Annotated in this window: 22 protein-coding genes and 3 pseudogenes; 5 read left to right on the forward strand and 20 right to left on the reverse strand. The window is 52.4% G+C overall.

Going from position 1 to position 24,868, the window contains the following annotated elements; all coding sequences use genetic code 11:
* Window positions 1-38: 38 nt before the first annotated feature.
* The 4 genes from M5C56_RS05205 to M5C56_RS05220 form a co-directional block, all read right to left on the reverse strand.
* Window positions 39-419 carry a hypothetical protein gene (locus M5C56_RS05205; protein WP_103497642.1) on the reverse strand — a complete coding sequence of 127 codons (381 nt, stop codon included), beginning with the start codon at window positions 417-419 and terminating at the stop codon, window positions 39-41.
* Between the two features lie 407 nt (window positions 420-826).
* Window positions 827-1,114, reverse strand: a complete 288-nt coding sequence (locus M5C56_RS05210; protein ID WP_103497641.1) for a hypothetical protein — start codon at window positions 1,112-1,114, stop codon at window positions 827-829.
* A 267-nt stretch (window positions 1,115-1,381) separates the two neighbouring features.
* On the reverse strand, window positions 1,382-1,897 hold the full coding sequence (locus M5C56_RS05215) for a hypothetical protein (RefSeq protein ID WP_103497640.1): 516 nt from the start codon (window positions 1,895-1,897) through the stop codon (window positions 1,382-1,384).
* 417 nt (window positions 1,898-2,314) lie between these two features.
* Window positions 2,315-3,187 carry a LysR family transcriptional regulator gene (locus M5C56_RS05220; RefSeq protein WP_247263036.1) on the reverse strand — a complete coding sequence of 291 codons (873 nt, stop codon included), beginning with the start codon at window positions 3,185-3,187 and terminating at the stop codon, window positions 2,315-2,317.
* A gap of 103 nt (window positions 3,188-3,290) precedes the next feature.
* On the opposite strand from M5C56_RS05220, the gene M5C56_RS05225 reads away from it, so the two are divergent.
* Window positions 3,291-3,683 carry a 4-oxalocrotonate tautomerase gene (locus tag M5C56_RS05225; protein WP_103497639.1) on the forward strand — a complete coding sequence of 131 codons (393 nt, stop codon included), beginning with the start codon at window positions 3,291-3,293 and terminating at the stop codon, window positions 3,681-3,683.
* 275 nt (window positions 3,684-3,958) lie between these two features.
* Here the strand turns inward: M5C56_RS05225 and M5C56_RS05230 are convergent, their stop codons facing one another.
* On the reverse strand, window positions 3,959-4,504 hold the full coding sequence (locus tag M5C56_RS05230; protein ID WP_103497638.1) for a DUF2867 domain-containing protein: 546 nt from the start codon (window positions 4,502-4,504) through the stop codon (window positions 3,959-3,961).
* 126 nt (window positions 4,505-4,630) lie between these two features.
* Entirely contained in the window at window positions 4,631-5,074 is a 444-nt protein-coding gene (locus tag M5C56_RS05235; protein ID WP_247263035.1) for a hypothetical protein, read from the reverse strand.
* Between the two features lie 386 nt (window positions 5,075-5,460).
* Here M5C56_RS05235 and M5C56_RS05240 point away from each other — a divergent pair, with 386 nt between their 5' ends.
* Together M5C56_RS05240 and M5C56_RS05245 are read left to right on the forward strand one after the other, a co-directional pair.
* Window positions 5,461-5,625: a hypothetical protein gene (locus M5C56_RS05240; RefSeq protein ID WP_177143387.1), complete on the forward strand. Its 165-nt coding sequence runs from the start codon at window positions 5,461-5,463 to the stop codon at window positions 5,623-5,625.
* A 374-nt stretch (window positions 5,626-5,999) separates the two neighbouring features.
* Window positions 6,000-6,581: a thioredoxin domain-containing protein gene (locus M5C56_RS05245; RefSeq protein ID WP_247263034.1), complete on the forward strand. Its 582-nt coding sequence runs from the start codon at window positions 6,000-6,002 to the stop codon at window positions 6,579-6,581.
* A 93-nt stretch (window positions 6,582-6,674) separates the two neighbouring features.
* On the opposite strand, the pseudogene M5C56_RS05250 reads toward M5C56_RS05245, so the two are convergent.
* The 9 genes and pseudogenes from M5C56_RS05250 to M5C56_RS05290 all read right to left on the reverse strand — a co-directional run bounded on the left by M5C56_RS05250 (window position 6,675) and on the right by M5C56_RS05290 (window position 16,691).
* Window positions 6,675-7,402 (reverse strand): annotated as a pseudogene (locus M5C56_RS05250) (A24 family peptidase).
* Window positions 7,403-7,411: 9 nt separating this feature from the next.
* A complete protein-coding gene (locus M5C56_RS05255) occupies window positions 7,412-7,873 on the reverse strand; it encodes a hypothetical protein (protein ID WP_103495691.1) in 462 nt (153 codons plus the stop codon).
* 418 nt (window positions 7,874-8,291) lie between these two features.
* Entirely contained in the window at window positions 8,292-8,519 is a 228-nt protein-coding gene (locus M5C56_RS05260; protein ID WP_177145406.1) for a hypothetical protein, read from the reverse strand.
* 229 nt (window positions 8,520-8,748) lie between these two features.
* A pseudogene (locus tag M5C56_RS05265) lies at window positions 8,749-9,003 on the reverse strand (transposase); the annotation flags it as partial.
* Window positions 9,004-9,192: 189 nt separating this feature from the next.
* Window positions 9,193-10,104 carry an EamA family transporter gene (locus tag M5C56_RS05270; protein ID WP_177145407.1) on the reverse strand — a complete coding sequence of 304 codons (912 nt, stop codon included), beginning with the start codon at window positions 10,102-10,104 and terminating at the stop codon, window positions 9,193-9,195.
* 86 nt (window positions 10,105-10,190) lie between these two features.
* The gene (locus M5C56_RS05275) at window positions 10,191-11,294 is read right to left on the reverse strand and encodes a glutamate-cysteine ligase family protein (RefSeq protein ID WP_103495688.1); all 1,104 of its coding nucleotides are present in this window, start codon (window positions 11,292-11,294) and stop codon (window positions 10,191-10,193) included.
* 53 nt (window positions 11,295-11,347) lie between these two features.
* The gene (gene asnB / locus M5C56_RS05280) at window positions 11,348-13,144 is read right to left on the reverse strand and encodes an asparagine synthase (glutamine-hydrolyzing) (protein WP_103495687.1); all 1,797 of its coding nucleotides are present in this window, start codon (window positions 13,142-13,144) and stop codon (window positions 11,348-11,350) included.
* A gap of 65 nt (window positions 13,145-13,209) precedes the next feature.
* Window positions 13,210-14,730 carry an FAD-dependent tricarballylate dehydrogenase TcuA gene (gene tcuA, locus M5C56_RS05285; protein ID WP_103495686.1) on the reverse strand — a complete coding sequence of 507 codons (1,521 nt, stop codon included), beginning with the start codon at window positions 14,728-14,730 and terminating at the stop codon, window positions 13,210-13,212.
* Between the two features lie 656 nt (window positions 14,731-15,386).
* Window positions 15,387-16,691 (reverse strand): MFS transporter, encoded by a 1,305-nt coding sequence (locus tag M5C56_RS05290; RefSeq protein WP_103495693.1) that lies wholly within the window; start codon window positions 16,689-16,691, stop codon window positions 15,387-15,389.
* A 281-nt stretch (window positions 16,692-16,972) separates the two neighbouring features.
* Here M5C56_RS05290 and M5C56_RS05295 point away from each other — a divergent pair, with 281 nt between their 5' ends.
* The gene (locus M5C56_RS05295; protein ID WP_103495685.1) at window positions 16,973-17,866 is read left to right on the forward strand and encodes a LysR family transcriptional regulator; all 894 of its coding nucleotides are present in this window, start codon (window positions 16,973-16,975) and stop codon (window positions 17,864-17,866) included.
* On the opposite strand, the gene M5C56_RS05300 is transcribed toward M5C56_RS05295, so the two are convergent.
* The 5 genes and pseudogenes from M5C56_RS05300 to M5C56_RS05320 form a co-directional block, all read right to left on the reverse strand.
* A complete protein-coding gene (locus M5C56_RS05300; protein ID WP_103495684.1) occupies window positions 17,863-19,071 on the reverse strand; it encodes a M20 aminoacylase family protein in 1,209 nt (402 codons plus the stop codon). The two genes, M5C56_RS05295 and M5C56_RS05300, sit on opposite strands and share 4 nt — an antisense overlap.
* Before the next feature lie 270 nt (window positions 19,072-19,341).
* A pseudogene (locus M5C56_RS05305) lies at window positions 19,342-19,503 on the reverse strand (IS30 family transposase); the annotation flags it as partial.
* A gap of 774 nt (window positions 19,504-20,277) precedes the next feature.
* On the reverse strand, window positions 20,278-20,721 hold the full coding sequence (locus M5C56_RS05310) for a hypothetical protein (protein WP_247263033.1): 444 nt from the start codon (window positions 20,719-20,721) through the stop codon (window positions 20,278-20,280).
* A gap of 997 nt (window positions 20,722-21,718) precedes the next feature.
* On the reverse strand, window positions 21,719-22,360 hold the full coding sequence (locus M5C56_RS05315; protein WP_103496810.1) for a LysE family translocator: 642 nt from the start codon (window positions 22,358-22,360) through the stop codon (window positions 21,719-21,721).
* A 187-nt stretch (window positions 22,361-22,547) separates the two neighbouring features.
* Entirely contained in the window at window positions 22,548-23,075 is a 528-nt protein-coding gene (locus M5C56_RS05320) for a hypothetical protein (RefSeq protein WP_247263032.1), read from the reverse strand.
* A gap of 355 nt (window positions 23,076-23,430) precedes the next feature.
* Here M5C56_RS05320 and M5C56_RS05325 point away from each other — a divergent pair, with 355 nt between their 5' ends.
* Entirely contained in the window at window positions 23,431-24,837 is a 1,407-nt protein-coding gene (locus M5C56_RS05325; protein WP_103496856.1) for a sodium:solute symporter family protein, read from the forward strand.
* The last annotated feature ends 31 nt before the right edge of the window (window positions 24,838-24,868 follow it).

Consider the following 24,868-nt stretch of genomic DNA (forward strand, 5'->3'; position numbering starts at 1 on the left):
TGCGAGCAGCCTGGCAGAACTGGTTTATTTGGAACGTCTTACCAATTTGAACCGCCAACAGACAGATCAGCGTCGGCCGGGTCGTTGACGCTCACTGCGCCAGTATTACCGTCGTGGCTGATGTACGGGCAGTTCCCTGTCGGTGGAACTGGAAAATTCTGGTCGTTGCTGTAGTCAAATATCCTGTTTTGTCCAAGGTGGTCCGTAATTCTCCAGGTTCCCTTAATCACGCCTTCGTCGGACGTGTACTGGATTTGCGCCGTAGAGTTCGGTGGTAAAATCCATGGCCCGTTTTGAGACTGACCCGAGCCGTCGCCGGAGAACCAAACGTTACCAAATTGATTACCTGCACTGCCATCGGTCACGATTTCAAATGTCCAGCTTGCATCAGATTGGTTGTAGATATGGCGGTCTGTCATGTTAGTTCCTTCTTGGGGGCGGGATCAGTTGACCACTACACGCATCACTGAGGTTCATTGCTTCCATAATGCCGTTTGGCCACCCGAGAGCTTAGCAGCACGTGCGTAGGGGGGCTCTATCTTCGTTCACGCATCCGGTAGCGGCGTCTCTCATATGGCATGGGCGAACCGCATCTGAAGACAAGAACGGCATCATTGGGGAGCCTGCAGAATTCAGAAAAATAACAAATCCCCCCCTTTAGACATTGACTGATCGTTAAGACCCCCAAGCAGCACAGGGCAAAAAGCCTGAGAGACTGAGTGCTTTGTCGTTGATCAGTTGGCATCACTCAACGAAGTTTTAACGATGCTATTGTCAGCAAGTACGGTTCTGAAAAATCCAACCGCACTTCCCAAAACAGACGCTCCTACCCTTTTGCTATATAGAAAAGCATTACCCACGTCATGCCAATAGTAGAACAAGCAACCCCCATCAAGACACTGGCGATCTTTCTTATGCCTGCAAAACCGCTAGTTGAAATAAGCTTTGCTATCAGACCTACACTTCCCCCCACCGCTACAACCTGACGAAAATGGTCTATGGACATCGTCAGGGGATCATATTGCTTACGCAAGAAAAAGCCCGCAAAAACAATCCCAAGAATCACTGACAGCAAGATATATTTCCCGCCGAGTACTGATTTTTTCTCATCCATCTGTGCCCGTCCCAAACCTCTAATCAGATCATCAACCCATCCCCTTCCTGGCCCGCCCTGCTCCTCGGCATAGGGAAAAGTGGGACATATTTATTTACGCAGAATCCGACCTCGGCTAACCGCAGCCTCACCACAGGGGGACTTCAACCAAAAGCTGATGTCCAGGGCAAAAAATAAATCCGCCACCTTTTCAGGGACTGTAGCAGTGAAGGCTGGATGAAAAAAAGCCCCGCTAGGGTGTGGGATACAACCTCCATTGCCATTGAATCAAGACTTCACAACATCCGATTGCTTACCGCGTAGGTGCTGCAGCCAGGACAGCACGGCGAAGAAAATAGCGAACACAAACAAAATAATCAGGGCGATTTTGACAAACATGTCTGTATCCGACCGCTCCAATTCGATGCAATTGGCAGCACTCGAACAACGCGCAGTGCACAACATAACGCCGTTAATTTGGCACGTCAGCACGTTCTTCTCGAGATGGGTCAGCTCGATGCTTCGCCCACTGACCAAGCTGTCGCTATTGGTCAAAATGCTCAGCCCCTCGATATAAAATGCTTGGTACCCCCTCGTTTCCGGGCTCTTCGTCAGGAGTTTCACACCCCCTCCTTTGAAGAACTCAGCGTGAATGAAAGTGCCCTTGAAATGCTCAACTGTCTTTCCTTCAAGGTCAAAGTTTGAATGCGATTGAAACAGCAAAGCGGGTAGGCCGAGTAGACATAGCACCATGAAAAATACGGCGAGACGCCCTGCTCGATTTAATTCGTTGTATTTGATCAATTCGCATCGCTCAATAGTGATAGCGGCAATTTACCACTATCCTGCGATGGCGCCACCCCGCCTGTACGAATCCCCAGTAACACCGAACCGCCCTCGGATAGTAGCCTTCCGCCCTCACACAACGGGAAAAGTGGGACATATTTATTTTACGCAGAATCCGACCTCGGCTAACCGCAGCCTCACCACAGGAGGACTCCAACCAAAAGCCGATGTCCAGGGTAAAAAATAAATCCGTCACCTTTTCACGCAGACTAAAAAGCCCGCGAACAAGGATGCCCCAGGGGAGTGTCAATTCGCGGATTTGGAGTCCAACTCAGCAATCGCGCCGCCGGCCATTAGATGCAATTTCTCGCTCAACCTTCATGACCACCACCATTGAGCCCCAAACCCGGCGTTTTCACTTCAGAGATGTGTCACTTATCCGCCCAATTTGCTGGCAAGCATTTCCCGCACAGCGCCGACCAAATGAGCCTCGCCAGCACGTGCAGGTAACAGGCTGAACTCAACATCGGGCAAAGGCGGTAACGGGAAGGCTGGCCGGCAAATCTCTGCGCCCATCGGCACCGCCGAGGTATTCAGGCAAGCGACGCCCAGCCCTGCCATCAGTGCTGATTGCAGCCCTGCCACTCCGGACGCGGAATGGGCAATCACATACGGCACGTTGTGTGCCTCCAGCGTCTCTCGGGTGAGGCGTTGGAGGCTGCATCCCTGTGGCAGCACCAAAAGTGGCAACGCCTTATCTTCTTCGTTCCTCGGCTCAACCCCCGAAGCAGATACCCAATGCAATGCTTCCCGACGCACCGGGATGCCCTCGGGAAGGCTGCGGCCATCGAGTATGCGCATTGAAAGGCCGATATCGAAGTCACCCGTATCTGCCCCGCTTTCTATTTGCAGACTCTTTCGCACCGACACATGCAGTCGAAGGCGTGGATAGTTCAGGCGCAGTTGCTTCAACAACTCGGCAATCGAGCCAGGCAAAAAGTAGTCGGTGATCGCCAATCTCAATTCGCCGGCAAACGTCACTCCGCGCACGTCTTCAAGGGCGCGATCACTCAAGGCCAGCAGTTCTCGTGCATGCACCATCAGGCGCTCCCCGGCAGGCGTAGGCCGGACACCCTTTTTTCCCCGTTCCAGCAGCGTTACCCCGGTGAACGCTTCGAGCTTGCGCAATTGTTCGCTCAACGCTGATTGCGACCGACACAGTCGCGGCGCGGCCTCCGATAGGCTGCCGGATTCCATGGCAACGGTAAAAGATCGCAAGAGATCAAGGTCAAAGGGGCGCATGCTCATCCTGCTGTTTTCCCGATAGATAGATACATATCTTCCGGCTTTTCAGCAACAACGCAACTTCTTACTCTGCGCTGGACATTCATTACCCGCAAAGGAGTTCAACATGCCCGGTATAACACTCAAGATTTCTGGCGAGCCGAACCTTGAACTGGTCCACAGCATCGTCCCCAAGCTCACCACTCTGACCTGTGAATTACTGGAAAAGCGACCGGAACAGACCCTGGTGATGGTGCAGTTCCTGCCTCATGAACAGTGGTTTATCGACAGCCGCTCGCTGGCCGAACAAGGGCGCAACTCGTTCCGCCTGGAAGTCACTATCACGGATGAAACCAATACCAAGGCCCAGAAAGCGCGCTACCACCATGAGGCTTTCGAATTGCTGGCCAAAGAAATAGGTAATGTTCACCCTCATTCAAACATCCATGTGATCGACTGCCGTGCCAGTGCCTACGGCTATGGCGGTTTGAGCCAGGAGTACAGACTCCACCACCCTTGACCCCTGGTTCATCGTGACCGGCGCAATTCGAGCTTACATAGGTATCGATATCTGTCTGATGACTTCAGAGGGATGACCTCCATGGGTCGGGAGCAGTCGGTCACGACAGGACCGCTATCGACCCTTTGCCGTCGGTCATGCTTCCCGGAAGCTGTCGTTCAACGCCGAGCTAACAGGCCGCAACCTAGGCCGCGCTGCGGCAGTCTTCGGTTGCGGTCCGGGTTGAGGGAAGGGTCAGACCTCAGTTGGCCGCCCATGATGATGTGGACTTTGGCTTACGCCTCCGTCGCCGATGGCCAGCCGACCCGTGCCGCACTACGAAGATTGGACTGAACGACCAAGCGATGAAACGGGGCAATGAGAAAAATATAGAGGCGACCCAAGCGGTTGTGGCAATGAACAACGGTCGACAGGGTCAAGTGACGTTTAGCGCCCGGCGACGGCTGACCGGAACACAAAACAGAGAGCCTGAAGTCCAGGTGCTTGTCGTCTTCGCCAAGAACAACTTCAGTTGGACTTGTGCTGTAGAGCTTGAAGATGCCGAGTCGGCCTGCTCCGCTCTGCGCATCCAGTGAGGCGAGATGCTTGGCTGTCTTGAGGCCGAAACCGGCTACGATCGCGTCTCGAACCGTCAGGAGCCTGCTGACCCAAGGCGCCTGGTGAGCGAAGATGAACCTCGCCAACAATTCGGGATTGGTTGACGCTCCGGTGGGCAGCTCAATCGAGTAAGCGTCGGCGAGATTCATCGATGCGTAGGCTTTGGCAATCGCCGACTCTGGAGGAAGCGACACAGAGGTTGTGTGATGGTGTTCGATTGACATGTAGGCGGCCTATGGTTCGTTTCTGAGGTCTAACGCCGAGCTGACCGGCACGCTGGCGTGACGGCCCCCCGTTTCACCCCATATTCAACGCGTTGGAAACGGGGGGCGCCTTATTGGCTGGCAACCTCAACCATTCGGAGGGTTGCCCGACGCTGACGATAGCTGATTAGACGGGGATTTGCCCTCCAACAAGGCATCCACCACAGCTCGCGCCACCTCCACCGAATGCAGCATGCCCCAGAACAACGCCCGTTCGACCGGGTTGGTGTGCAGGCTGATTTCGTCGCCATTGAGTTCCGCGGTTTCGAGCAGATTGGAAACGTAGATCAGGGCGTCCTGGGCGGTGATGCCGGGTTGGATGGCGAACAGCGTGGGTTTGTAGGGGGCTTCGGGGGTGACGGGTTTTGAGCTGGTGAGCGCGAGGGTATCGAGCAAACGCGGCGTGTTGGCCGGGGCTGGCTCGGATTCGTTGGATGGAGTGTCCAGGAGCTTACTCAGGTATATCTCTTTATCCGCAGTGCTGAGGGCTTTGCGAACGACAGGCGGATCTGGGGTGATCTTCTTGACCATAGCGGCATTCCTATTCGAGTTCAGGAGTACGCCACTTTCCGCGTTCAAACAAAAGGTGGCAGACCGTACGCAGGTTGAACGACCGGGAATAGGAACCGGCAGGCCGAAGCCTCCTGCGCACAGCCCGCCATAACGCGAGCACAAAAATACCGCTTTCGCGGCGCTGTGCGCCTATTCATTTCCGAGCGTTCAAACCCGTGTCGCTGAATTTGCAGCGACACCTGAACAGTAGCCCCGACGTTTGGCGCACGCAATATTCTCCCATGCCTGAAACGTGTGGGAAATATGAGTTTTTTTGGAAGGTAATTTCGCGTGTTGATTGGGGGGGAGAGCCAGACAGGCTTCCCCCGAACAAGACAAAAAGCCCTACAGGGAGCTGGGCTGGGATGACTAGCGAATCGCCCGTCAGGAAGCTGCAAAGCTCTCCCCCGCTCATTCACCGTACTCAACAGCCCGGTCTGTCGATAGAAGCCTTGCGTGACCGGCTGCTATCGGCCGATTGTGTTGAAAAAGTCGGCTTCGGTTTCCACGGCAGAAAAGTGCGCGTCTGAGATTGAAATCCGGGTATTGCGCAGAAGGTTCAGGGCTCAGATTTGACGTAGCGGCGTGCAAAAAAGTGCTTTCACCGCTCAAAAACACGGGTAGCCAGGCCGAATCGACTTTTTCAACACAATCGGCCAAAAGCCGCCGATCGGGTCAGGCGACTTCCGGCCCTCTTACGTCATTCAGAACTGGCTAATTGGCAAAAGTCAGACAATTGAGCGCGTCTATGAAATCAGGGGGCGATTCACCCTCAGCCCGAGAGTGCTGAACACGCCCTCCTTGAAACACTGCGTAATCAAGCACTCTTGTCATCGAAGCCTACGGCCGAGCTCCACACATGATTCGGTCTATGGGGGTAGTGGGTTTTCTAGGATTATGTTTGGTGACTGTCGGCTTTGCCGTCCTCAAAAGCGAGGTGCAAACACGACAACATTCAGGCCCTTGGACGTTCGGGCAGGTTAATGCTCGCTGGACTGTGACTGAGTTTGCGGATCTGGAATGTCCGTACTGCAAGATCTACACACCGGCTCTGAAAGCCTGGGTCCAGCAGCAGAAGAACGTAAACCTTCAGTGGCATCACCTTCCACTGGACTTCCACGGTTCGACCGCGATTTATGAAGCTAAAATGGTTGAATGCGCGGGAGAGTTAGGCGGCGCGCCGGCTTTCTGGCAAGCCGTCGACCAGGTCTTTGAACGAACTCGTAGCAACGGCCTTGGCTTCAATGGTCAGTTGGACATCAACGACGTTGGTCACCAGGCACTGATGGCCTATGCTGCAAATAACAAACAGATTTCTCTGCGCATTACCCGACAGGCAGAAGAAGCCCTAAAGTCTGGGGTCACAGCGACACCCACCGTGCTGATTAGAGACAATAAAACCGGAAGGTCTCTTAAACTGGAAGGGCCTGCCAATGATGTGATGTTGCTGTCGGCAATTGACTTGTTGATTGAGAAAGGTAACTAGCTCTGCACCATATTTTCACTATGTGCACACGCGGCCAGCAACCGCCACTCATGTGCGAAAGGTGAAATGTTGGTTGTGTCTAGCCCAGCCGATTTAAACGACCGCCCACGCCGGCGTGTAGAGTAGAGCGAGCCAACCTGCAGCAGCCAGGTATGGACCAAAAGGAATGAGCGCTGTCCGCTCTATTTTGCCAAACGCAAGGAGCGTGCTTCCCACCACAGCAAATACCAGTGACGATAGCACCAACGTCACTGGCAAGATCTGCCAGCCACCCCAGGCGCCGAGCATGGCCAACAACTTCAGATCGCCCTGGCCAATACCGTAATCGCCAGTGATCAACCTGGAAAGGACACGTATGGACCAAAGCACCAGGTAGCCACCCACGACTCCCCACAGGGCATGGACAGGGTTGTAAACAGCTCGAAGCTGTTGACGATCAAGCCCAGCCACAGCAGCGGCCAAACCAGCACGTCCGGCAGCAACTGGTGATCGAGGTCAATCAAGCTCAGGGCCAGCAAGCCACCGGCCAACACCAACGCGGCCAAGCCGCTTGGCCCAACACCGTAGTACAGCGCTGCCCAGCTTGAAAACCCTCCCATGACCAATAGCGTCATACTAAATCGAACGTTAATTTGATCAGGCAGTAATGACAGGGACGAACGCGGACGGTGCTCAGTAGGCGATTCTTGCCCCAGCATCTGGGCGGCGTCCAATCGCCATTGTCTTTCCAGGAAAGCAGGAATACTGACAACCAAAGCGCTGACGGGTAATCCGGCCAAAAGACCAACCGTGAAAAGAGCTATCGGTAGTGTGTGGTGCACCTAATTTTCCTAAGCCTTCGTAGCGCTTTGTTTCACGCCCGAATGGACCAGTTGCGCTGCTTTAGACCAAAGTGAGTCAGCCTCCCTTACCCACTCACGTACGTTGTATTGACCGCCCCCAGCCCCGTGAGAAAACTCCCACACAGTGACATGCGGAGAAGTGCCAAATGCTGCTCCAGCGTCAACGGATGGATGTAGGTCGTCGTACGGGGATTCAATACCGTAGCAATGACTCAAAGATGGGTGATCACCAAACGCTTCGATACTTGAGAAAGGCAGAACAGCAACCAAAAGCGTGTAAGTTACATAGTATTCACTATGCCCGCAAGAAAATTCCACTCGAAAATCAGGAGCCCAATTCCCAACTGACGCTGGGTTTGTATGCCAAGTCCAACCAGCAAGGTCAAAGAAGGCCGCCCACTGAGCTTCTAGAGGTGTTTTAAAATCCAAACCGTCGTAAATCGCTGTCATTTTGGAAAACCTCGATTTCGCGGGTGCGTAATTGCGCCCTGGTACTGAGTAATGCCCAGTCAAGTGCCTTGGTGTGCAGCGGACGCTGTCCTACCTATTGTCGGTCACACCAGCCGCGACCAGTAAGTTCGCGTCAGTTAAACTGATCACTGCCTTGGCCGCTCCCAAGCAAAATACGGGGCCGTTTGGGTGTCCACCCTCTATCCTTGCATCCGAAAAGCTTTCAGGGCAGAACGACACTTCGTCGATCTTGATCGATCCCCGCGCTCTTGTAGATCGTTACTGTGCTTACCATAAATACCTCTTTTTCATATCAACTTCGGCTTGCATGGGGGTTTCTGTTTAGAGCCGGCCAGCGGCTCACTTTGCTGTATTTCACGTTTCACTCCTTGAACTCAGGCATACGAACCGTATGCATCTACTGTAGCGCGTTTCTGGGCGGCAGATCCGCCGCGCGTTCCTGGTTTCGCTGTTTAAACTTGACGGCTTCGATCCGGGTTTTTCGTACCAGATGCAGCAGTTGGAACACCTTGGCGTCGGGGTCTGCCTCACCAGCCGAAGTTGTCTCAAGCAGGGTTTGCAGATCTTGCAGTTGGTCCAAGGTGACGGCCAGTTGGTAAAGCGGTTCGGTAATTGGTCGAATCACCAAAGCGGCCCTTATCCTTCGGCACGTCGCGCCAAGGCGCGCTGCATGTAGTCAATAGCCTTTTCGAGCGCAACAACGGCCCAATCCGGACAAGGGGTGGCGCTAGGCTTTTCGGGGTCGTTTACCCATGATCGTACGATACGAGCTGCGCATGGCCGTCCGGTGAGGGCCGCAACTAGTTCAGCGCTTTTGGCCTGGGTGATACCGTAGGCATCCAGCAGTTGCAGACAGGGTAGTAGCTGCCTTGGCGCAGTTTGGGAATCTTCAAATCAACCTCCCCGACACGGGTTTGCCACAGGCGGTCGCGGTAACCGTTGCGACTGTTGGTACAATCAGGGTTTTTAACATCGAAGCCAGCGCCGCAAAGGCTTTCAACATCGAAATCCATCATCCGCTGGGCGACGAACTGGATCATTTGCTTGAGCAGATCAGCGTCTGCACCTTTCTCAACCAACTCGGTCAATGCGATGGTGGGCTTGGTCATCGTGGTTTCTCTGGTGAGTGTTTGGTCTTCGCAAACTCAACGTAAGCCAAGAACCACGATGACCATCCTCTTTCGCCCTCAGGGCGCCTTCGGTTGGTTCAGTTACACCACTCCCCGGGACACGATCACCAGTTCTGTCAGATACGCAGCAGTTCCGCGGGATCTGGTTAGCAGCCAATGCTCTATCAGCTACGTGGAATGCCTCATACGCAGATTTTCTAACACCAGAATGGGTAATACAACCAAAGCAACACCAATAAGCTGCGACTCGTTCAAGCGTTCACTCAAAAAAATCATGCCAAGCAAAACTGCCGTGATTGGGGAGGACAGCTCTAACACAGATGCATAGCTTGCCGATACGTGTTTCAGGCCCTTATAAAAAGCCCATGTGGGAACGGTGACTGTGACAAACGTTAGGATGAATACTGTAGGGAGGAAAGGTGTCCGATAGGGCCACTGCGCGACAGTTGAACTATAACTCGAGAAATCAACTAGTGGTATTAGCAGCGACGAGCCTATAAAATACCTGAAGAAGGTCATTTGAGCAGCTGAAGGCGAGGCATCCATGATAGTTAGACGCCTCCCGATAACGCCACTAAAAGCCCACCCAAGCGCACTAGCTAACGCTGCCAGCAGACCAATGATAGTCATGTGCGCAGTCTCAAAGATTTTCATCGGCTCTGGCACCGCCACCAAGAACGCACCCAAAATGCTTACAACTGATAAGAGTATCTCCGTCCGCGTAAGGCGCTCTTTAAGGAAAACATAAGCACATATAATGACAAATACGGGCTGCAACTTTCCGACGACGCTCGCAACCGAGAGGCTCAGGTGGTCTATCGCAATATAGAGCATGCTCGTCCCAATTGAGTTTCCGAAAAAGGCCATAGCTATGAGAAGATATGGGGCTTCACGAAAGCTGTTCCACAATTCAGATGGCCTGAACCAAACAGAAACTAGGCTTATACATACAAAGGCCGAGTTAATCACGTTAAGAAACAGTGGATCGACATATAGCAGAAGATATTTTTTCGTAAACGCTGAAAATCCCCAAAGAATTCCAGACAATATTATTAGGATCGGCCCCCACGAACTGTTCATCGGCATCCTTCTTTTCATTGGCTGGGTATGTGCCTCCCTGATTGAAGGCACATAGTATGGTAATCGTCCGGGACATATGAAATTAATTATTTGCCAACCAGCTCTGAGTTTTCTCGCAGAACATTCTGTATAGAGCCAAGTTGCAAATAACGCTCGACAGTTCTCTGTGCTTGCGTAATCCGTTGGTCGCGAAGGGCCCAAAGTGGATTAAGTAAATCCGCGTTGAAGCCGTTCCGCGTAAGCGCTGCGGCAGCTGCCCCAAGAACCATCGAAACAGCATCTGCGGGATTGAATTCTCCGAAATTTCTGTCAACTAATACAGCGTCGTAACCAAACTGCGCTACTCTTCGGATGTTCTCCTTCGAAAACCTGTCTGGTAGGATCGGGAATTCCGCATCCGACAAAATAATTCCAAGACTAAGCGCGGCGTAGGCCGCGTGCATCCTTAGATCATTGGTAGCGTCAAATAGGGTTATTTCTTTTCTGTGATGTTGGTCGTCACGGTAGTAGATTGTATTGCGTGTGAAAGTCCTACGGTAAGATCGCTCTGAGTGAGCCTGCACACCCATAGGCGTCCACAGTTCGCCCAACCGAAATGGAGTATTCGCCGCGAGGATAACCATAACCGGTGCTGCGTATGAGAAACGCAGATCCAAAGCAAGCCTATCCAGCGCGTTTTCGCGATCGTCTGGCATGCTAATATTTATGGCTAGCCCCTGAGTGGTCATAGCCACTTCAGCCGATGACCACCCGATTAGATCCCGCTCGCCTTTTTCACCCACGTAAGCGGGTTGAAAAGGGTGATTTCCGTGGCAGCAAAGTCTAAGTCCGGCTTTAGAAACTTTTGCCTGCAAGCTGTTATAGAGCCTCTCGAAGGATTGAACGGATTGCTCAATCGAGAAATCAATCGGAGTCCTAATTTCGACCCCTTTGACGTCAACACGAGACGCAACCTTGCCACTTGTCTCTGTATCGTATCCTTCTAAGTAATAGGGGCCCTGCCCGGATCCAGTGTATTTTTCCACTAGGTAATCAGCGCTCTCATTTGTAATTGAGTTAACACTGTCTCGGAGAATTTCAAACGGCATCTTATCCCCGAATAGCGGATTATAATCATGATCGGTAACCATGACCTCCGCTTCCCATCCGAATTTAAACTTGTCGGAGTTTAGCTCATAAAATGTCGACATTTGTTGAACCTCGAGCAAATAAGGAAAATTTAATTAAGTGCAAATGACATACGTCAAATGGCGCTGACCTGATCAATCCAAACCGAATATACTGTCGCCGCCCAAAGCGCGAAGGATGCGTTTCTGCTAGGGTTGCTTCCCTGTTCGGTTAAAAGGCTAGACAAACGCTCGGTATCGAACGGTGTATCCTCACGCATGCGCTTAGTTTTCACTGCTTCATTTACGAAATCATAGAGGCGGCTTCCTTTGTGCATGAGACTTGTAATAGGGAGCGTGAAAGGCTGTTTTGGACGATCCATTACCGAGATCGGGAGAATGCCCTTAGCAGCCTCGTATACAACAGCCTTTCCTCTCGCGGCGTTTCGTAAGTTGATGTTATCTTCAAGCCTTCGCGCAAAGTCGACTACGCGAGGCTGGCAGAATGGAATTCTCACTTCCACACCTGACGCCATAGCCAACGGCTCCGCGCGATGCAGAACATAATGGCAAAGGTTGCGGTTTTGCTCAAAAGTTTTAACAGCCTTCTCCCGCGTCCCTGTGAAGGACAATAACTCGTCGGTGAACTCTCGATCAATCTTTTCGTTGTGATCTGATAGTGATCTGAGGAAGTCAGCCTTAAAAAGAGACGCTCGCGTCTCCCGCGAGCAGGGAGCCATGCCGTCGAGATATGCAGTGGGCCAATCACTACCCTCGTGGGATATGGATTTAACCATCCTCGTATAACCGCAAAAGAGTTCGTCGGCGCCTTCACCAGTTAGCGCTACGCGATAACCACGATTGCCAACTTCTTGAAACAGGCAAAATGCACTCAGTGCGTGCGGAGCGGCATTTGGTTGCCCAAGATGGTAAACCATTTTAGGCAAAAGGTCTGGTATACGATCAGGATCAAGTACGGCGTCGTAATGGTGTCCGCCACTAATTCGAGCCACGTCCCTTGCATAACTGCGCTCATCGAACGGCCAGTTTCCTTTACAAGAAACATGAAACGATGGAAGGGGCTGCGGGGATCTGTGATTCGCAAGGATTGTTATTAAACTTGAGTCTAACCCGCCGCTATTCACTGAGCATACATTGGCATCGGCGATTTTGAGACGATTGACTTCCCAAGCAAGAAGTTCTTTGAGCGCCTGGCCTGCCTCAGGTAGTGACTTCGGAATGCTTTCTCCATAGACTATGCGAGATTGATAACGCATTGTGCGAAGAGGCTCACCTTGTCTCTGCGAAACTATAGTAGAAGGAGGGATGCTTGAAACGTTTTCGATGAAAGTCTGTCCATCGCTAATCGCTCGAACAGTCATGTATTGGTTCACCAAATCGTGACGAATGCGAGCTGGATTTAAGCCGAAACGCAAGAGGGCGAGCAACTCAGTTGAGAATACGACACTGTCACCACCCGGCGAGCGACCGTAGTAGACTGGTTTCATTCCAACACAGTCAGTAGCTAATATGAGAAGCGGCTTATCACTCCTTTTATCGAGAACAGCAATCGAGAACATGCCATCGAGATATTCAACGAATGAAGGGCCATATTCGACGTACATAGCCGGTAGAATTGATCCATCGCATTGATCGCCAAAGCGATAACCTTTATGCTCGAGTTCCCGCCGAAGATCATCATGGTTATATATTTCGCCATTTAAACAGACATAAATGTTTTGAATGCTCGCATAGGGCTGACGACCGCCGCTAGGGTCAGTAATCGCTAGGCGGTTGGCTCCAATGCCGCAATTTGGAAAAGACACATACGATTGCGCATCTGGGCCCCCGTGCTTTTGAGCCTCTGAAACACTTTGCATCCGGTATTGAAGGGAATTGTTGGAACTTGTCAAATAACCGAAAACCCTACACATATAAACTCCAGCTAATTAGTAAAATATCTGCATTCAATGCTCGGTCAATTGACCAAATAGTTTGGTCAAAAACTCATCATTTCATGCGCTTGTCTCGAACTATTGGCCGCGCTGTAACCAGCAATGCGTCCAAAAACCGTGCCTGACGTGAGGCCGGCTCCACTTGGGTATCCATTGAAAAAAACGCCACCGACGATCTCACCGCAGGCGAAAAGTCTCGGAATTATAGCGCCGTCTCGATTAACAACCGCACCATCTGCGTTGATCTCAATGCCGCCGTATGTGAAGGTAATCCCTCCAGTAACAGGATACGCTCTGAATGGCGGTGTATCTAAACATTGAGCCCAATTGGTCCGTGGCGGGGTCAACCCGCGCGCACCCTTCCCGTCTTTCACGCTTGGATCGAAGACCACAGCGTCATCGACCGATGCATTAAATTCAGAAATAGTTTTCAATGCAATTTCGGCATCAATATTATTAATTTGACTTATTAGATCGTCCAGGGACTCACTTTCGAAGTAATCCATTTTGGATAAATTATATTCATCATATAGATGCGGTATACTCTTAGCATCAAAAAATTGGTAAGCGACACTGTCGCTCTGGAGCATTATATCGCGACCATATTGAGCATACGTGCTATTGCGAAAGTCGGCCCCTTCGTTGACAAACCGGCGCCCCTCTTTGTTCAGCATCACGCCTAAATGATAGCAAACCTTTCTAGCTCTTAAGCGTTGTTTCTTAGAGAGACCTTCGAACGACCCATTCTCTACGGTAATTCCTGTTGGCACTATATGGCATCCTTCATAAATACCGAAGGGATTAGCGCCAGCCTTAAATGCTATCCTTAGTCCGTCGCCAGTGTTGTGCCTGGTACCGCGTACCAAAGCATTGCTGACATCCGCTCCAACAAACTGAGAAAGCATTTCTTTGTTAGCTCCAAAGCCACCTGAAGCCAAAATTATCGAATGTGCCTTCAAAACGCTTTCGCTTTCATCACTATTTTTGACTCGAATTCCCGTTATCCGACCGTCAACGATAACGAGATGCTGTGCAGAACATGAATAACGCACTGCCCCACCCTTTTCCAAAAATGCGAGGCGTTGAGACTCAGCTAATCCCAAACCTTCACCAACACAGCGAAAGATAGAGCCTCCCCAAAAAGAATATCCGCCCTCAGTTTTTGTAGCTTGAGCATCGTAATTTGGCTCAAAAAGAACCCCCTTCGAACGCAGCCAAAGTAGCGCTTCGTACGAAGCGTCGACGAGCTTGAGCTGATTGGAAGTCGGTGGCGAACCGTTGTTGTACTGAGTTAAGTCTGCAAGAAAATCATCGCGTGTGTAAATCGGGAATCGCGTAACTGAAAGTCTCGGATCGGCATAACCATCGATCAATTGGTTTATGGAAGCGGTGTTATCTATCGTGCACCGCATCGACCCAGCCGAATAGGCAGTGTTACCGGACGCATCCTCGAAGCTGGCTTTCTCGATCACAAGAACACGCTCGGTAATTTCTAATGCCGCGAGCGCCGCGCTCATGCCAGCGTTGCCTGACCCAACTACAATTACATCATAGATTGTATTCATAAATTTTGCTCCAACATGATATATATCAATGAGCATCGTACTCGATAGCCAAACATAACATTTGGAATCGTATTGGCGATGGCCGATGCCGCCCTTGAAGCCATGACGAGGGAACTCTCGAGAATGGCTCCGGCGCTTCTGAAAACCATGACCCATGATCAAGGCAGCGAGATGGCAAAACACGCCGAGCTCACGGCTCGCACGGGAATCTGATATTTTTTCAGTATCTCTTCAATGCGAATAACTCTGTAAAAATGGCTAACCCTAGAGATTATATCTAAAGGCACCACCTCTCTATAAGCCAGAAGAGCACTAAACTGCTTTTAAAATTCCGCAAGCACAACCAATTCATTTAACTCTTCTTGCTCAACATTACTCCCATGGTGCTTATTATTTTCGCAAAGATCAACTCTTCTATTCGTCGCCGACTTTACTTTATCGAGATAACACCTCTTACGCATATAATATGCATTCGCCTAGCCAAATGGCGCGCGCAAAGCCCAACAAAGAATTAATATCAGAAAAAATATCTGCGCAATTATCTGCCTTCACAGAACACATAGAAGTTACTCCATGAAACACGCCTTATAGTAATTTCACTAATTCTGACTACACCAGCGACCCCTTATAAGGCCTCGCTGGATGAGCGTACAGTTTCAGATCCGAGGGATGTTATGAGCAAAGCCAGTCTTACGTAATAAGAAGAGGCCCGTGCAAGTGATCAATGCTGCGGCGCTTAGATAGTAGGACACCACGATATTGTCGCCGGTCTTGCCGAGTAGAGCGGTGACGATAAGAGGCGTGAATCCACCGAACACAGAAACTCCCAACGCATAGGAGAAGCCTACACCCGTTGCCCGAAAGGCTGTGGGGTACAAGTTACTTAAGACCGTGGAGGCGCACGCTGCGTGGCATGCGAGTAGCAAGGCAATGACCATTTGTGCAGCAACCAGTGTTGGCAAGCTAGGGTATTTGGTGAGGACGTAGAACAAGGGATAAGCACCTATGACAGTCAAGCCTGCGCCAAAGAGCATAGGCCTGAAAGGTCCCACGCGGTCAGCCAAACGACCCACCAGCGGGCAGGCACAAATCATGACCAAGCTATAGCAGATCTGGCCAATGAAGCTGTCAACCGGGGTCAGATGCAGTTGCCGAACAGTATAGGTTGTGAAGTAATTGGAAATATAAGTCGCTACGGTCCAGAACACCATCACCGACAGGCCGAGGACCAACGAGCGTCGATAGGTGATGAACTGCCCTAACAACGGTAGGTTTCGCTCCTCGGCGGAGGTTTTGCTGAACAGCATCGTTTCAGGCACTGAGCGCCTTATATACCAGCCTACCGGACCGATCAGCAGGCCAAAAGCGAAGGCAATTCGCCAAGCGCCATCGAGTATTTCCTGCTCACTGAAAACCGAATTGAGCGCCAAGCCCATGCAACCTGCCGTTAGCACGCCTGCACCTTGCGCTGCCTGCTGGAGCGAAGCATAGAAAAAGCGTCGATGTGGCGGTGCGTTTTCGACCAGCATGCACACCACGCCGCCTATTTCACCTCCTGCTGAAAACCCTTGGAGCAGGCGTCCCAGAAGAATGATGATAGGGGCTAGTACGCCTAGCGTTGCATACGCCGGACAAATGGCTGGAACGACTGTGCCGGTAGCCATCATTAAGAGCGTGAGGGTCAAAGCCTTTTTACGTCCGACCCTATCGGCATACCGCCCCAGTACCAACGCTCCGAGCGGTCTAGCGAGAAAGCCGGCTGCAAAGGTGCCCATGGTCAACAGTATGGCGTTGAGTTCGGACACAGCGGGAAAGAACACTTTTGAGATGGGAATTGCAAAAATTCCGAAGGCGATGAAGTCATAAATCTCCAGCACATTGCCCACCGTCGCCGCCGTTGCGGCGCGGCGCAGATAGTCTGGTGCAGACTGCTGTTCGAGCGTATCGGCTACTGAATCCATGAACGCTCCTTGAAATGTGCCAATCATTTTAAAAAATCATTCAGCACAAAATATTTCCATTATTTCACCCGTTTTTCTGATCCTGAATGTAGGCAAGTAATTGTTGCTGAGCAAATACTATTGACATCCCTACCCTATACTTGCCAGGCATACCAAAACCAATTAGTCTCGCGTGATGTTCAGTGGTGCACTTAATCGTAGCAAGCACCAAATGCGGGCGTGTTGGCTGAATAGCTTCCTTCACGAATTTTTCATATTTAAATTTTCCCAGGGTGATCCATATGGAGCTACGTCATTTGCGCTATTTTGTAGCCGTTGCAGAGCATCGAAGTGTGGCTGAGGCCGCGCGTCATTTGCATATCGTCCAGCCAGCGCTTAGTCGACAGATTCGCGATCTGGAACAAACGTTGGGCGTGGATCTATTCCGACGAAGCTCCAAGGGCGTAGAGCTGACCCTGGCTGGCCAGCACTTCATTCGTGATGCTCAAGCCATCCTATCTGACCTGCAAACAGCACGTGAGCGTATTACCCGAATCGCCAATGGCCAGTCTGGCGCACTGCGTATCGGTATCGCACCCAATTACAGTTGGCACCCATCAGCCCTTCAGCCATTGCGCGAGTTCAAACGAGAGCATCCCGATATAACCCTCATGCTGGAGCCAGCTCTTTCGGCGCGTCAACAAGTGAAGATAGCCGAAGGCACACAGGATGGTGGTTTTCTGGCTTGGCGTGATCCGAAAGATCCGGCATTTTCCGGGCTGGCGATGTTCGATTGCCGACTTGTACTGGCGGTGCCTCGTGGCAGCGAGTTGCATTTGAGTCCGCCTACGCACCTGGCCGACCTTCAATACCAGCAGTGCGTCTGGTTCTCCCGGGATCAGGCGCCGAGCTATTACGATTTTTTGATTCACAGCTGCCATGTCGCTGGCCTATCCCCGCAACTGGTTCACCTGGGAGCGGATATCAGTACTGTGTTGGGCCTGGTGGCAGCTGGCATGGGTTATTCAATTGTGCCGGATTCTTCACAGTTCAATTGCCCCAACGATGTGGTGCTGTTGCCGCACCCTGATCTTACGGGACTCTATCCCGTCGAGTTCGTTTGGCGCAGTGATTCGGACGACCCGGCGCTAATGCGCCTGGTCGAACACTTCAAAATAGCTGCCGGCGCAATCTAACCTGGTTGGTCCAGAAAAGCCTGCACGAGACGTACGAAGTAGGTGGCACCTACCGGGAGCAATTCGTCATTGAAATCGAAACTGCCGTTGTGCAGTTCGCAAGGTCCGTTGCCGTGCTCTTGGCCACGATGCTCGCCGCTTCCGTTGCCCAGAAAGGCATAGCAACCCGGCACCTTCTGTAGCAGAAAAGAGAAGTCTTCCGAAGGCATGACCGGCTCGATTTCCCCTATGACCTTATCCGCGCCGAGCACCTCCCGCGCTACATTGGCAGCGAATGCAGACTGGCTGGCGTCGTTGATCGTTGGTGGATAAACGCGGATGAAGCTAAGCCGAGCAGTACAGCCAAAAGCCGTCGCCAGACCGGTGGCTATTTCTTGCATGCGCCGTTCAATCAAGTCGGTTACTTGATCATCAAATGTGCGCACCGTACCGCTCAGCCAAACGCCTTGGTCAATCACATTATCCGAGCTTCCAGCGTGGAACTGGGTAACGGAAAGAACAGCAGGATCAATTGGCCGCTTACTTCTGGTCAGGATCGCTTGTAGCGCGGTTACGATCTGCGCGCCGGCCAGCAACGGGTCATGCCCCTTATGCGGCATGGCAGCGTGAGCGCCGACTCCATCGATATCGATACGGAACCGGTTGCTTGAAGCCATCAAAGCCCCGCCGCGGGTAGCCATAGTGTTGGCTGGCATTCCGGGCCAGTTATGAACGCCAAACACCGCATCGATCGGAAAGCGTTCGAGCAGCCCTTCGTCGAGCATAGCTTTGGCGCCTGCGCCACCCTCTTCGGCGGGCTGGAAAATGAACTGCACCGTGCCATGAAATTGCCGATTCGCCGCGAGGTATTGCGCCGCACCGAGCAACATCGCGGTATGACCGTCATGGCCGCACGCATGCATAACACCGGCGTTGCGGGAGGCGTGGGCAATGGTATTGATTTCCTGGATCGGCAGCGCGTCCATGTCGGCGCGCAAGCCAATGGACCGGGCACGCGAAGCGCCTTCTAGCGAGCCCCGCAGGGTACCAACTACACCGGTTCCCCCAACATTGCGGGTGACTTCGATGTTCCATTTCTCGAGAGTTAACGCGACCAGTTTCGCGGTTCGATGCACTTCATACCCGAGTTCGGGGTGCGCATGGATATCGTGGCGTATGCGGCAGATGCCGGCGCTATCTGCTTCGATCTGGGGTATCAGGTTCATCTTGCCCTCGTGCGGTTATGGCATGGATTCATTGCCTTAGATGCGCACGTTAGATAAAAGCCTCCAACCTCTCAAATACAAACGAGTGTCCTTGGTAATGCCTAGAAGGTATAGGCAGAAAAATGAATGGTTTTATCGCACGCAGGGTCGATGAATCATGCCGTTATTTAACTAGAATGCTCTAGGCCATGGCCAGATGATTCCAAACTGGTTGTCCGCAGATTTTTTTCATTATTAAAGCTGGGCGGCCTCAGGTTTCAAGTGCAACAGTCAGTTAACTGTATTTAGCCGGTTTGTCGCCAGCAGCTGCAAGTGATCCGTCAATATCTCCACAGGAAACTTCCATCCCAGTGTCTGGCGAGGCCGAGTATTCAACAGGTCAGTAATCTCATCCAGACGCTCCTGAGTGACCGAAGACAAATCGGTGCCCTTGTGTTGGCGCCGATGCCTAGTTAACCCAGTTGCCGAGAATTCACTGACCCAGTCTGACTCCTAGTCAATCATTGTCTGCGCTGGATGTTTTGCAGGTTTGGAGATGGGGCAGTCTTGCATCGGCAACTGGGTCAGTCCAGGGTCAGCACCAACAGCCTGCCTCTTGCAGCAGCATGACGTGACAGGAGACTTCATCCTTGCCGTGGTTATCGATCGCGAGATCAATCCAGTAGTCAGGGGGGCGCTGGCTTCAATAGCTAGCAGAATTTCGCGCACCAAGTCTTTGTCGAGCTTCATCGAGGTTCCCACGTCTTATGTGTGACAAAAGACATTATCAAATATAGATACGTGGGCGCATGAACATTCAGTGGCGACTATCGCAAAAAAACGGAAGAAGCGGTATCGGTAACGATGCGGGTATAATTTAGACCCTACAGAGTTAGGGGGGTTAGGTTACGTTTTTAGCGAAATAACTGGCCATGATGAGATTAATATGCAACGGAGTGAGTCTCCCCTTATTTCGTAGATGCCTTCGAGCCACAATGTCCGCCTTCCAAGCTGGTGTGGAATAGTCCGCTTTTGGCCGATTGCTGACAGTCACAACCGGCCAAAACGTAGCCTTTGCAGACAGAACACATCACTTAAAAAAAGGCAATTTCAGGATTCACCCCCAAAAGGCAGACGTATCTATTTGCTCTAAATAAATACATCCCCTTTTCACTCCATACTCAACGCCCGCCTTGGAAACGGGGGGCGCTTTATTGGCTGGCAACCTCAACCATTCGGAGGGTTGCCCGACGCTGACGATAGCTGATTAGACGGGGATTTGCCCTCCAACAAGGCATCCACCACCGCACGCGCCACCTCCACCGAGTGCAGCATGCCCCAGAACAACGCCCGCTCGACGGGGTTGGTGTGCAGGCTGATTTCGTCGCCATTGAGTTCCGCAGTTTCGAGCAGATTGGAAACGTAGATCAGGGCGTCCTGGGCGGTGATGCCGGGTTGGATGGCGAATAGCGTGGGTTTGTAGGGGGCTTCGGGGGTGACGGGTTTGGAGCTGGTGAGCGCGAGGGTATCGAGCAAACGTGGCGTGTTGGCCGGGGCTGGCTCGGATTCGTTGGACGGAGTGTCCGGGAGCTTACTCAGGTATGTCTCTTTATCCGCAGTGCTGAGAGCTTTGCGAACGGTCGGCGGATCGGGGGTAATTTTCTTGGTCATGGTGACCTCCCTATTCAAATTTAGGAGTTCGCCATTTCGTTTCCACGCGAAGGGTGGCGAACTGTGCGCGGGGTGGAAAACCGGAGAATAGGAACCCGGCACACCATAGGTGTCCCACGCACAGCCCGCCATAAAGCGAAGACAAAAAAGCCGCTTATGCGGCAATGTGCGCCGATTCCTTTACGAGTTTCCACACCCGTGTCGCTGAATTTGCAGCGACACCTGAACAGTAGCCTCGACGTTTGGCGCACGCAATATTCTCCCATGCCTGAAACGTGTGGGAAATATGAGTTTTTTTGGAAGGCTATTTCGCCCATTGATTGGGACTGCGAGCTGTGCCTGGAGCCCCTCCTCCGAAAATAGATCCGAACATCGGCCTGCCTCCCCATCTCACGGAGGTGATGCAACATCTGATGGCCTACGATTTCGGTGTTGCATCCAGGACCCCACGGCGAAGAGAACCGCTAATACAAACAACATCATCAGATAGAATTGGATGGTCCTGTCCGACTGCCACCGTTGCATCGTGATGCAATCGCTAGCGTCCAAACAACGCGCAGCGCACAACATAACGCCGTCTATCTGGCACGTCAGCACGTCATTTCCCAGATGGGTCAGCTCGATTTCGCGCCCACTGACCAGGCCGCTTTTGTTAATCAAATAGCTCATAACCCCGACCTTGAATGCCCGGTAACGCCCTGTTTCCGAGTTCTTGGTCATGAGGGTCCCATTCACTCCTTTGGAGAACTGAGCGTGAGTGAAAGTACCGTTGAAATGCTCGACTGTCTTTCCTTCAAGGCCAAAGTTTGAATGGGATGGGTACAGCAAAACGGGTAGGCCGAGCAGACATAGCCCCAGGCAAAGTAGGGCGAAAAATCCTGATAGATTGAGTGCTTTGTATTTGATCAATTTGCATTGCTCAACGCAGCGTTAACAATACACCTAGCAGTAATAACTGCATCAGTAGATTTAACAGCACCCTCTAAGTTGGACACCCTTAAACACCCTGCCGACGCATACTCAGTACCGCTGCACCAAAGCCAATAAAGGTCGACCCCACCACCCGATTCAACCATTTGGAAAATACGGGACGAATCAGCAGGCCTTTGGCGCGAGAGGCCAGTGCGGCATACAGGCTCAAGGACGTCAGCGACAAGGCCATGAAGATCGCCGTGAGGATCAGAAATTGCGGCAACAGTGCGGCGCTTTGATCGATGAACTGCGGGAACAGCGCGGTGAAAAACATCGTCGCCTTGGGATTGGTGGTGGCGGTCAGGAACGCCGATTTGTACAGTTTGCTGCGCGATGGCTTGTGGCGGGTCGGTTGACCTTGAGTTTCGCCTGCCAGCACCGGGCTCTTTTTCATCAACTGCTTGGCACCCAGATAGAACAGATAACCGGCACCGGCGATCTTCACCGCGTTGAACATCCATTCGGAGCTGGCCAGCAACGCCCCGAGCCCCAGCATGGCCGCCGCCGACAGGCAGAACAGGCCACTGGCATTACCGAGTGACGACCAGAGGGTGGAGCGCGGGCCGTAGGTGATGCTGTTGTTCAATGCCATCAACGTCGCGGGACCAGGACTGGCGATGGCAATACCTGCGACCAGGGTGAAGGCAAGAATCGAGTGAACATCCATTTTTCTGACTCGTCGGGAATTGAAGGACCGATGCTACAAGGGTAATAGGAATGTCTCATCCAAAATTGGGTAAAAAGCCACAAATCGCGACTTTTTCGCCTGTTGGCACAAACACACCTTCCTGATGCCATGGCTCAGGACGATGGTAGCCACCTAAATGGATCTGCATCGATACGTTTGGCTGATGTCAATGCGACTGTGGGGCATGGCGTAACGGCCGGTTCCTCCAAATTTTCCAGAAATATAAAAAGCCTAAAACAATAAGAAAATTTAAATCGTTCCACCAGGACTGCTCCTCCATAGCAGCCGCAAATTTCACCTCACGGGCTTCACATTGAGACGCGGAAGCGCACAGTTTAAAACAAAGCTGTTGTCCATCCAGCCAGCAGGAGAGCATTTGGTCCTTTATGAAAGACAGATCAAATACCTTGCCTTTGTCCCTGTCGAACCTGATTGAATCGCTGGTGAATAGATTATCAAATTTCTTGAGTTTCCCCGTTTCAGTATCTTCAAACATGTATTGACTTATAGGAATTCCTCTTGATCCGGGCACAATCGCATAGACCAACTTTCCATGCATGGCTTGAATGTCCGCCTCACCATAACCAAATGGGCCAGGCTGACGGCTAGTCAGAAAAAGCTGCCAGACTAACAATGCCCCGCCGAGTGCGAACAGTAACGACATCGCGTAAAACCCTTTTTTGCGAAACTGCATAACGCTCCCCTGCCTGTGTCGCCAAGCCGGCGCCAGGTGCCGACACTCTGTCCAAAGCTCCATGATGTGCTCGACTTCACCGACGAAGCGATCCATATCAGCCAATTGCCCATGCTAGCAGGCGCATCACGAATCATCTTACTTCTTCGCAGGGAATAATCTTCCACTTCTCCGACACGCCTCAATACCTTAAAGGTATTCAGCAATACTTACTCAATATTAGACACCTAAAACCAAAGGTAGGAAGCTAAAAGCCACAACAACAATACTTAAAGAGCATCACCATGAACCCAGCCTGCGAACGCGCCCCTGCTGCATTTCCCTCAACCTCCCTCACGTTGATCGGGCAATGACCATGCAGTCCCACTCCTCCTGGATCGTCCTTTCCATCACCGCGTTCTACATGCTCAGCCTCGCGCTGATCAGTTTCGGTGTGCGTCGACATTCCCGCAGCGCCAATAACTACACCACCGGCGGCGGGCACTTTCCGGCGTTCTTGATCGGCTTTTTGATGCTGTCGGAATTTATCGGCACCGCCGTCAGTATCGGTACCGCGCAAACCGGCTTCAAAACCGGTATCTCCGCCGCCTGGAACCTCTTCGCCCTGGCCCTGGGCTTTGTGTTGTTCGCCTGGCTGCTGGCGCGCAAATACAAGGACCTGGGCGACAACACCATCTCCGGCGTGCTGTCGCGCAACTACGGGCAGAAAACCCGTTTTGCCACCTCGATCATCACCATCTTCGCCCTGGAAATCGTCGCGGTGTCCATCTATGCCAGCGGCGGCGCGGTGCTGGCCAGTGTGCTGCAGGTTGATCGCACCCTGGCGATCATCATTGTCGGCGTGGTGTCGGTGCTGTACGTCAGCATCGGCGGTATGCGCTCGGTTATCTATACCAACTTCGTCCACGCCAGCCTCAAGTACCTCGGCGTCGGGCTGGCGCTGTGGTTCGGCTTGAAACAGGTGGGGGGCATCAGCGCACTGCGCACTCAACTGCCGCCCAGCATGTTCGACTGGACCGCCATCGGCTGGGGTCAGATCATCGCCTGGATGATTGCCGGCATCGGCTCGATCTTCTCCACCCAGTATGTGATTCAAGCAGTGAACACGGTCAGCGACGCGGGCAAGGCGCAACGGGCGTGCTTCTATTGCGCGGGCCTGATGATCCCCTTCGGTATCGGCGCGGCCTTGATCGGCATGTGCAGCGCCGCCTTGTTTCCCCAGGTGGATTCGCTGCAAGCCTTTCCGCGCCTGATTGCGAGCATGGATCAATTGACCGCGGGCCTGGTGGTGGCGGGTTTGGCCGGCTCGCTGTTCGGCACCATCTCGGCGGTGAGCATGGGCTCGGCCACGTTGTTGCTGCGGGACTTCTACGAGCCCTGGTTCAACCCGGAAAAAAGCGACGTCAAATCCCTGCGCTTTGTCCGGCTGGCCACCGTCGTCGTCGGCCTGCTGCCGATCGCGTTGGCCCTGACCTCCGACAAGGTGCTGATGATCGCCTTCCTCGGTAAAGCCCTGCGTGCGTCCCTGGCGGTGCTGGTGCTGATGGTGTTCTATGCGCCTAAATTCGGCACACCGAAAGCCGCGTTCATCAGCATTATCGCCTCCCTGGTGGCGACCGTCGGATGGTTCCTGGCCGGCAATCCGTGGGGCATCGACAATGCCTATATCGCGCTGTTCACGCCGCTGGTGATCATGAGCATCGGCCACCTGATGCGACGTGGCACGAACGGCTCGCCCTTCAAAACCCTTGAACTGCCTTGATCCCGGCGCCCTAGTCAAACCCCGAGAGATC

Source organism: Pseudomonas sp. MWU13-2862, assembly GCF_023242495.1.
GTDB classification, from domain to species: Bacteria; Pseudomonadota; Gammaproteobacteria; order Pseudomonadales; family Pseudomonadaceae; genus Aquipseudomonas; species Aquipseudomonas gingeri_D.

Bases quoted from the DNA above. Each gene is read 5' to 3' on its own strand.
- M5C56_RS05275 (WP_103495688.1), bottom strand. From the start codon at position 11,294: ATGTCGACATTTTATGAGCTAAACTCCGACAAGTTTAAATTCGGATGG.
- M5C56_RS05290 (WP_103495693.1), bottom strand. From the start codon at position 16,691: ATGGATTCAGTAGCCGATACGCTCGAACAGCAGTCTGCACCAGACTAT.
- M5C56_RS05310 (WP_247263033.1), bottom strand. From the start codon at position 20,721: ATGACCAAGAAAATTACCCCCGATCCGCCGACCGTTCGCAAAGCTCTC.
- M5C56_RS05225 (WP_103497639.1), top strand. From the start codon at position 3,291: ATGCCCGGTATAACACTCAAGATTTCTGGCGAGCCGAACCTTGAACTG.
- M5C56_RS05210 (WP_103497641.1), bottom strand. From the start codon at position 1,114: ATGGATGAGAAAAAATCAGTACTCGGCGGGAAATATATCTTGCTGTCA.
- M5C56_RS05315 (WP_103496810.1), bottom strand. From the start codon at position 22,360: ATGGATGTTCACTCGATTCTTGCCTTCACCCTGGTCGCAGGTATTGCC.
- tcuA (WP_103495686.1), bottom strand. From the start codon at position 14,730: ATGAATACAATCTATGATGTAATTGTAGTTGGGTCAGGCAACGCTGGC.
- asnB (WP_103495687.1), bottom strand. From the start codon at position 13,144: ATGTGTAGGGTTTTCGGTTATTTGACAAGTTCCAACAATTCCCTTCAA.
- M5C56_RS05325 (WP_103496856.1), top strand. From the start codon at position 23,431: ATGCAGTCCCACTCCTCCTGGATCGTCCTTTCCATCACCGCGTTCTAC.
- M5C56_RS05320 (WP_247263032.1), bottom strand. From the start codon at position 23,075: ATGCAGTTTCGCAAAAAAGGGTTTTACGCGATGTCGTTACTGTTCGCA.
- M5C56_RS05270 (WP_177145407.1), bottom strand. From the start codon at position 10,104: ATGAACAGTTCGTGGGGGCCGATCCTAATAATATTGTCTGGAATTCTT.
- M5C56_RS05205 (WP_103497642.1), bottom strand. From the start codon at position 419: ATGACAGACCGCCATATCTACAACCAATCTGATGCAAGCTGGACATTT.
- M5C56_RS05240 (WP_177143387.1), top strand. From the start codon at position 5,461: ATGACTAGCGAATCGCCCGTCAGGAAGCTGCAAAGCTCTCCCCCGCTC.
- M5C56_RS05295 (WP_103495685.1), top strand. From the start codon at position 16,973: ATGGAGCTACGTCATTTGCGCTATTTTGTAGCCGTTGCAGAGCATCGA.
- M5C56_RS05230 (WP_103497638.1), bottom strand. From the start codon at position 4,504: ATGTCAATCGAACACCATCACACAACCTCTGTGTCGCTTCCTCCAGAG.
- M5C56_RS05300 (WP_103495684.1), bottom strand. From the start codon at position 19,071: ATGAACCTGATACCCCAGATCGAAGCAGATAGCGCCGGCATCTGCCGC.
- M5C56_RS05255 (WP_103495691.1), bottom strand. From the start codon at position 7,873: ATGACAGCGATTTACGACGGTTTGGATTTTAAAACACCTCTAGAAGCT.
- M5C56_RS05220 (WP_247263036.1), bottom strand. From the start codon at position 3,187: ATGAGCATGCGCCCCTTTGACCTTGATCTCTTGCGATCTTTTACCGTT.
- M5C56_RS05235 (WP_247263035.1), bottom strand. From the start codon at position 5,074: ATGGTCAAGAAGATCACCCCAGATCCGCCTGTCGTTCGCAAAGCCCTC.